Raw genomic sequence first — 7,151 nt, forward strand, 5'->3', positions numbered from 1 at the left:
AATTCTGAGAAAAGTTATTGAATTAGAACAGCAAGGTGCAGATTTATTCTTTGGTGAGACATCTTTTGAAGTTGATGATTTACTTCGCATTAACAACGAAGGGAAAGGCTATATCAATATCATTCGATTGACAGACATTCAAGATCGTCCGAAGTTATTTTCAACATTTATGTTAAGTCTTTTGGCTGAAATCTATTCCACTTTTCCTGAACAAGGTGATAGTGGTCGACCAGAACTTATCATGTTTATAGACGAAGCGCATTTGATTTTTAATGAAGCTTCAAAAGCGCTGTTGAATCAGATTGAAAGTATTGTTAAACTAATTCGTAGTAAAGGGGTAGGTTTATATTTTGTAACTCAAAACCCTACAGATGTACCTGAAGCTGTTTTAGGTCAACTCGGATTAAAAGTTCAGCACGCTTTAAGAGCATTTACGGCAAAAGACAGAAAAGCAATTAAACTTACTGCTCAAAATTATCCAGATACAGAATATTACGACACTGCTGATGTATTAACCTCACTAGGAATTGGGGAAGCATTAGTTTCCGCTCTAAACGAGAAAGGAAAACCAACACCTTTAGCTGCAACTATGATGCGAGCTCCAATGAGCAGAATGGATGTATTGACAAAAACTGAATTGGGTGCACTGCTAGGTAAATCTAAACTAGCTAAGAAATATAATGACGAAATAGATCGTGAGAGCGCTTATGAAATGCTCAACAAAAAAATAAAAGTCGCTGAAGCTGAAGAAGCTAAAGAAAAAGCAAAAAAAGAAAAAGAAGCCCTAAAAAAAGCAGAAACAAAACGAAAAACAAGAAGAACAAGTACCAGACAAAACCCAATTGTTAAGGTTTTAACAAGTCCAACAGTTATTAGAAGTGTTCTTGGTATATTGACAAAAATGTTGAAATAAAACACCCTATTTTTAAAAACTCATGAACAAATCCCTAGTTGCAGTGATGCTTATCGCATTACTTATAGTTAGTTGCACAAAAGAAAAAAAGCAAGATCCTTTTCAAATTGGAAAGCAACATATTGGTTTATTAACTGATTCTACTCAAGTTAAAGATTTAGAATTAGCATTTCCTACAGATTCCATAGTAAAAAATATTATGGGAGATGAGTTTTCAGGAAGTGTGAATGATATTGAAATTTACGACACGTCTTCTGGCAAGCCATTATTAATACTCACTCCAACTCAAGCCCTTGATTCTACAGCAAAAATCAAGAGTATTCACATTAAAGATTCTAGATACAAGACCGATAAAAACATATCCTCGATAAGTACATTTTCAGATATAAAAAACAACTACAAAATTTCAGGAATTGCAACTCTTATTAATTCTGTAGTAATTTCTGTAAACGAGATAAATGCTTCTTTCACAATAGATAAAAAAGAATTACCTGCGAATTTACAATTCAATATGGATTTAAAAATTGAAGCTGTACAAATACCAGATAACGCTAAAATCAAATATTTCATGTTATATTGGTAACAGATTTACAGTCTTTGACACGCTGTAATTCTGAAAACAAAAATTGATAATGAGAACACACAAAGTACAACGCTCCCCATTTATTGTACCTACTACTGACGGAAAAGTCATAAAAGAACATTTTGGAATTGCAACTGATGGCAACTCTGAAATTAGCATAGCACATATGGTTGCTCCTCCTGGCTGGAGCGAGCCTTTTCAAACGCCAGAATTTGATGAATACACCTTTATAATTAAAGGAAAGAAACAATTTATTATTGGTGAGGAAACTGTGATTTTGAATGAAGGTGAATCTATTAAAATAGAAAAAAACACAAGAGTTCAATACTCAAATCCATTTAATGACGTTTGTGAATATATCGCTATTTGTAGACCCGCTTTTTCAATGGAATTAGTTAATAGAGAAAATTAAATGAAACAAGTAATTGCAAAAATTATTGGAGCTATCATTAACTTCATTAGCCTGTTTTCTTCTAGAGCTGCTGCTAATTTAGCAATGCGTCTATTCTCATCTCCAAAGCGAACACGACTAAAAGAATCAGAAAAAGATTTTCTAGAGACAGCTTTTATAGAAGATATTAAATGTAATGACATCACTATTATGACCTATCGCTGGTTAGGAAAAAGAGATACTATATTATTGGCCCATGGTTGGGAAAGTAGCTCTGTGAGATGGAAAGATCTTATTTTGAAACTAAAAGCTTTAGATTTTAATGTCATTGCTCTTGATGCTCCTGCACATGGAAGATCGGGTGGAAAACTATTTAATGCTGTTATCTATTCTGAATGTATTAATGCAGTAGCTAAAAAGTTTAAAGCTAATATTGTTATCGGACACTCTGTTGGAGGTATGGCAACAACTTTTTTTCAACACAAATACCAACTACCTACAATTCAAAAATTAGTATTATTGGGTGCACCTTCAAATTTTGTTGATGTATTTGGTAGATATGTGAATATGATGGGTTACAATAGTCGAATTTCAAAAACCATGGATATTATTGTCCATGAACGTTTTAATAATAAACCTGAACATTTTAATGCTGCTAAATTTTCAGAAACTATTACTGCCCAAGGTCTTTTAATTCATGATAAATATGATGCTATTATTCCATATAGTGATGCCGAAGATTTTAAAAATTTCTATAAAAATTCAAAACTCATAACAACTGAAGGTTTTGGCCACGGACTAAAATCTGATACTGTAGATGCCCATATTTTAGACTTCATAAGTCATTAGTTTATTGTATTTTTGAACATGCCTGGAGACTTAAAAAGAATCAACAAATATCTTAGTGAAGCTGGTTATTGCTCACGTCGTGAAGCCGATAAACTTATTGAAGCTGGTCGCGTTACTATTAATGGTGAAGTTCCAGAGATGGGAACAAAAATTAGCTCAAATGACACAGTGCATGTCGACGGAAATGTAGTTCAAAATAACAAAACCAACTTTGTTTATTTAGCTTTTAATAAACCTATAGGAATTGTTTGCACAACTGATACTCGAGTTGAAAAAGATAATATTATTGACTTTATTAATTATCCGAAACGGATTTTCCCTATTGGTCGTTTAGATAAACCTAGTGAAGGTTTAATTCTTTTGACTGATGATGGCGATATTGTAAATAAAATTCTTCGCGCAAGTAACAATCATGAAAAAGAATATATTGTAACTGTAGATAAACCTATTTCTCAAACGTTTGTTACACGAATGTCTCAAGGTATTTATCTTGAAGAATTAAAACAAAGGACTAAGAAATGTGAAGTAGAAAAACTAAGCAAATTTTCTTTCAGAATAATTCTAACTCAAGGTTTAAACAGGCAAATTAGACGTATGTGTGATTATCTAAATTATGAGGTCCAAACTCTAAAGCGCGTTAGAATCATGAATATTGAATTAAATACTCCAGTTGGTGAATATAGAGAACTCACTCAAGATGAATTCAAAAAATTGAGTAGTTTACTTGAACACTCACAAAAAAATCACAAACCAAAATCAATTAGACGATAAATGCATTGCTTTCAAAATTAAAAGCCATATCAAACTCTAGACGAAGTGTTTTAATTATCGCTTTCATCATTTGTATTGCAATTACATTTGAAACACTTCAACAATTATATTATATCAACAGATTTCAAATCGCTGACGATGTTACATTTTTTACTATTTTAAAAACGCAATCTTATCGTTGGTTAATTTGGGTTTTATTATCATTAATTTTAATCTGGCACATCAAGACTAAAGCAAACAAAAAACAAACTATACTTGACATTTTAATACTAGTATGCGTTATTTTTAGTCTAGTTCTTATCAACATCATTCTTATTTCTCTAATACAGATTTATTTTTCTAATGAGGTCTTTTCAATTTCAGAATTGTTTTCAGAATACATTCCATTTTTTACATATCAAAAAGCACCGATTTACACATTAGGCTATATCGCTATAAGTATGATCCTTTATTTATATTTTGAAAATGAAAAGCTTCAAATTGAAGTACAAGAACTTTCAGAATTAAAGATTAGTAACACTAAGCTTTATGAAGAATTACGATTAAAAGTTGATGAAAAATCTACAGTGTTAAACATTAAAATTGGCAATAAACGTAAAATTATTCCTGTAGATCAAATAAGTTGGATTGAAGCAGATGATTATTGTGTGAAAGTTCACACGACTTCAAACAAAACATACACCATGCGAAGTTCGTTAAAAGCACTAGAAGAAAAACTAAACACAAACTTTCTTCGAGTACACAGGAAAGCAATTGTAAATATGGATTTAGCCAAAGAGTTAAATTTAGCTAACACACCTAATCTCATTCTTCAAAATGAAACTCAAGTACCTATATCTAAGAGTAATTTGAGAATTGTTAAAGATTTTTTCAGATAAATTTAGGTTTTCTTAACGCTATTTACTGCAAATTATAAACCACTCTCTGCAATTCTATAGTAGAATACAATTATTTTAGTTTGATTTGAATTCAATCAAAAACTAATAGATATGAAAACTACACTTATTATTTTTTTAATTCTCTGCACAACATTTTGTTTTGGACAATATGATTATGAAGTTTCTGAAACAAATCCTTTTGGTTTACCAAATCCTGAAGCACCAGAACAAATTAAAGACTTTAATCTAATGATAGGATTATGTAATTGTGAATCTACAACTCGCAATCAAGATGGCACATGGAGTACTCCTGAAAAAATCACATGGGAGTGGAAATATATTATGAACGGAACTGCTGTTCAAGATCAAACTTTAAAACCTGACGGCTCACATTCAGGTAGTATAAGGCAATTTAATAAAGACAGTAGTCGATGGTACGTACATTGGTTTTCAACTAAAACTCCTTCAACTAAATTTCCAGTTTGGGAAGGCAATAAGAAAGATGACAACATAGTACTGTATAAAGAACAAAAAGCACCAAATGGAACGGATGGCTATTTTAGATTGACATTTTACGACATAAGTAAAACGGGTTATAAATGGGTTGGTGAATGGACAAATATTAGTGAAAAAGTTGTGTTTCCAACTTGGAAAATTGATTGTAAGAGATAGAATAAAACTAAAAAATATTGATTATTTTCGACTAATAAATTACAAAACTATGCCGACAATATCACCTTTTCATATCGCTATACCTGTCCATAATCTTGAAGAATGTCGAATATTTTATAGAGATATCCTCGGTTGCAAAGAAGGCAGAAGTAGTGATCATTGGGTTGATTTTAATCTATTTGGACATCAATTAGTAATTCATTATAAACCTAAGTCTGATGAAAAAATTCACACCAATACAGTAGATGGAAAGTCAGTTCCTGTTCCGCATTATGGTGTTGTACTTCCATGGCAAGAATTTGATAGTTTTTCAAAGTCACTAAAAAACAAAGGTGTTCTCTTTGTTATTGAACCTTATATCAGATTTGAAGGACAAAATGGAGAACAAGCAACCATGTTTTTTTTAGATCCAGCTGGAAATGCTTTAGAGTTTAAAGCTTTCAAAGACATTAATCAACTTTTTGCTAAATAAAAAAACAACACCTCTAAACTTTTTAAAGAATAAAGGTGTTGAAAGTTGCTATAATCAATTGATATTTGGTTGGTTATTTATTTATCACAACTTTTTTGATTTTTGTTCCATCTTTGGTCGTCACTTTTAAATAATACACTTGACTTGTTAAACCTGAAAGATTAATATCAATTTTATTGTCTCGTATTTTACTGAACGATTGATTAAGAATTTTAGTTCCAACTAAATCATATAATTCAATTACTGCGCTATTACCTGTTAACTTATTAGGTGTTATTGTCAGATTTCCTTTTGTTGGATTTGGAAACATCTCAAAATCAAATTCAGCGTTTCTAGAGAAATAATTGTAGTAATCATCTTTTGTGCAAGTTGAATTCAATTCAATCTGACAAGTAGTTGAACAACCGTTAGCATCTGTAACTACGACAATAAATGTAGCACTTTGCAATCCAGGAATATAGGTCATCGTTTGCTGATCAGCACCAGATTCAATATTCCATATTCCATATAGTGCTTTCTTATCCATTGTCCATGAATACGTATAAGGACCAACTCCTCCAATATGATCAACACTTAAGTGATTATTAGTTCTATCATTACATCTGATTTCTGTTCCACCAAAACTTTTACCAATTCTACACATAAACACCTCTGGCTCACTAATAACGATTAGTTTACCATCGACACACGGGTTTTGTGATCTTTCTGAAATACTCTTTTCCTCATTCGAAGCCATTCTTGATAATGACTCATCAATCAAGCTAGCTTCAACCACATATGTTCCAGGAGCAAAATAATCTTGATCACTTAAATCTGGCCCAAAGCCATTAAGCTTAATAGTATAAAATGCACCTTCACTTAAACTTTCGATAGTAATTGTACCATCATCAGCTCCATAACAAGTTACATCTGTAGAGCTTACTTGAACATCAACAAAAACTGGTTCTAAAATTGTAACGGTTTCTGAAGTCGTACAATCTACATCATCATTACCAATAAAAGTTGCTATGATTGTGTAAGTTCCTGGTTCATATAACATGTCTGGATTATATCCTTCTCCATTAACTGTAACAGTTGCTCCTTCAGTAACATAATCTACTAGAATTGCTCCGTCATCAAGTCCGAAGCAAGTCACATCTGTTTTTATAACTTGAAGCTCAATTACTTCTTTAGTCACTTCTGCACTACTCATGTCTGAACAACCATTATCGTTATCAGTTACTGTTAAAGTATATGTACCTGTTTCACTTACTGTGATATCTTCTGTTGAAGCTGAATACCCATTCGGTCCACTCCATGAATAACTTAAATCTGCATCTGGATTCGTACTACTTCCTGAACCATATAACGTCACTTCTAATACTGTACATGTTAATGCTAAATTTGCTCCAGCATCAGCATTTGGTACCTCTGTATCCGAATTAACCGTTGCATTACTCATAGCTGAACAACCATTATCGTTATCGGTTACGGTTAAAGTATATGTTCCTGATTCACTAACTGTGATATCTTCTGTTGAAGCTGAATACCCATTCGGTCCACTCCATGAATAACTTAAATCTGCATCTGGATTGGTACTACTACCCGAGCCATCTAACGTCACTTCTAAAGTTGTACATGTC

9 protein-coding genes are annotated in these 7,151 nt (G+C 32.1%); 8 read left to right on the top strand and 1 reads right to left on the bottom strand.

Annotation, left to right across the window (positions count from 1 at the left end; all coding sequences use genetic code 11):
• The 8 genes from AB8B90_RS00530 to AB8B90_RS00565 form a co-directional block, all read left to right on the top strand.
• Positions 1-913: helicase HerA-like domain-containing protein (locus AB8B90_RS00530; protein ID WP_405332529.1), on the top strand; the 913-nt coding region annotated here is incomplete at its 5' end.
• Between the two features lie 22 nt (positions 914-935).
• Positions 936-1,496 carry a hypothetical protein gene (locus tag AB8B90_RS00535; protein ID WP_405332532.1) on the top strand — a complete coding sequence of 187 codons (561 nt, stop codon included), beginning with the start codon at positions 936-938 and terminating at the stop codon, positions 1,494-1,496.
• Positions 1,497-1,545: 49 nt separating this feature from the next.
• The gene (locus AB8B90_RS00540; protein WP_405332535.1) at positions 1,546-1,908 is read left to right on the top strand and encodes a cupin domain-containing protein; all 363 of its coding nucleotides are present in this window, start codon (positions 1,546-1,548) and stop codon (positions 1,906-1,908) included.
• Complete coding sequence (locus tag AB8B90_RS00545) at positions 1,909-2,736, top strand: alpha/beta hydrolase (RefSeq protein WP_405332538.1); 828 nt, start codon at positions 1,909-1,911, stop codon at positions 2,734-2,736. It abuts the gene before it with no gap.
• Positions 2,737-2,754: 18 nt separating this feature from the next.
• Positions 2,755-3,507, top strand: a complete 753-nt coding sequence (gene rluF, locus AB8B90_RS00550; RefSeq protein ID WP_405332541.1) for a 23S rRNA pseudouridine(2604) synthase RluF — start codon at positions 2,755-2,757, stop codon at positions 3,505-3,507.
• A gap of 5 nt (positions 3,508-3,512) precedes the next feature.
• Positions 3,513-4,385, top strand: a complete 873-nt coding sequence (locus AB8B90_RS00555) for a LytR/AlgR family response regulator transcription factor (protein ID WP_405332544.1) — start codon at positions 3,513-3,515, stop codon at positions 4,383-4,385.
• A gap of 111 nt (positions 4,386-4,496) precedes the next feature.
• Complete coding sequence (locus AB8B90_RS00560) at positions 4,497-5,057, top strand: hypothetical protein (RefSeq protein WP_405332547.1); 561 nt, start codon at positions 4,497-4,499, stop codon at positions 5,055-5,057.
• 49 nt (positions 5,058-5,106) lie between these two features.
• Positions 5,107-5,529, top strand: a complete 423-nt coding sequence (locus AB8B90_RS00565; RefSeq protein WP_405332550.1) for a VOC family protein — start codon at positions 5,107-5,109, stop codon at positions 5,527-5,529.
• A gap of 73 nt (positions 5,530-5,602) precedes the next feature.
• Here the strand turns inward: AB8B90_RS00565 and AB8B90_RS00570 are convergent.
• Positions 5,603-7,151: T9SS type A sorting domain-containing protein (locus AB8B90_RS00570; protein ID WP_405332553.1), on the bottom strand; the 1,549-nt coding region annotated here is incomplete at its 5' end.

This window comes from Psychroserpens sp. (genome assembly GCF_045105015.1).
Classification (GTDB): domain Bacteria; phylum Bacteroidota; class Bacteroidia; order Flavobacteriales; family Flavobacteriaceae; genus Psychroserpens.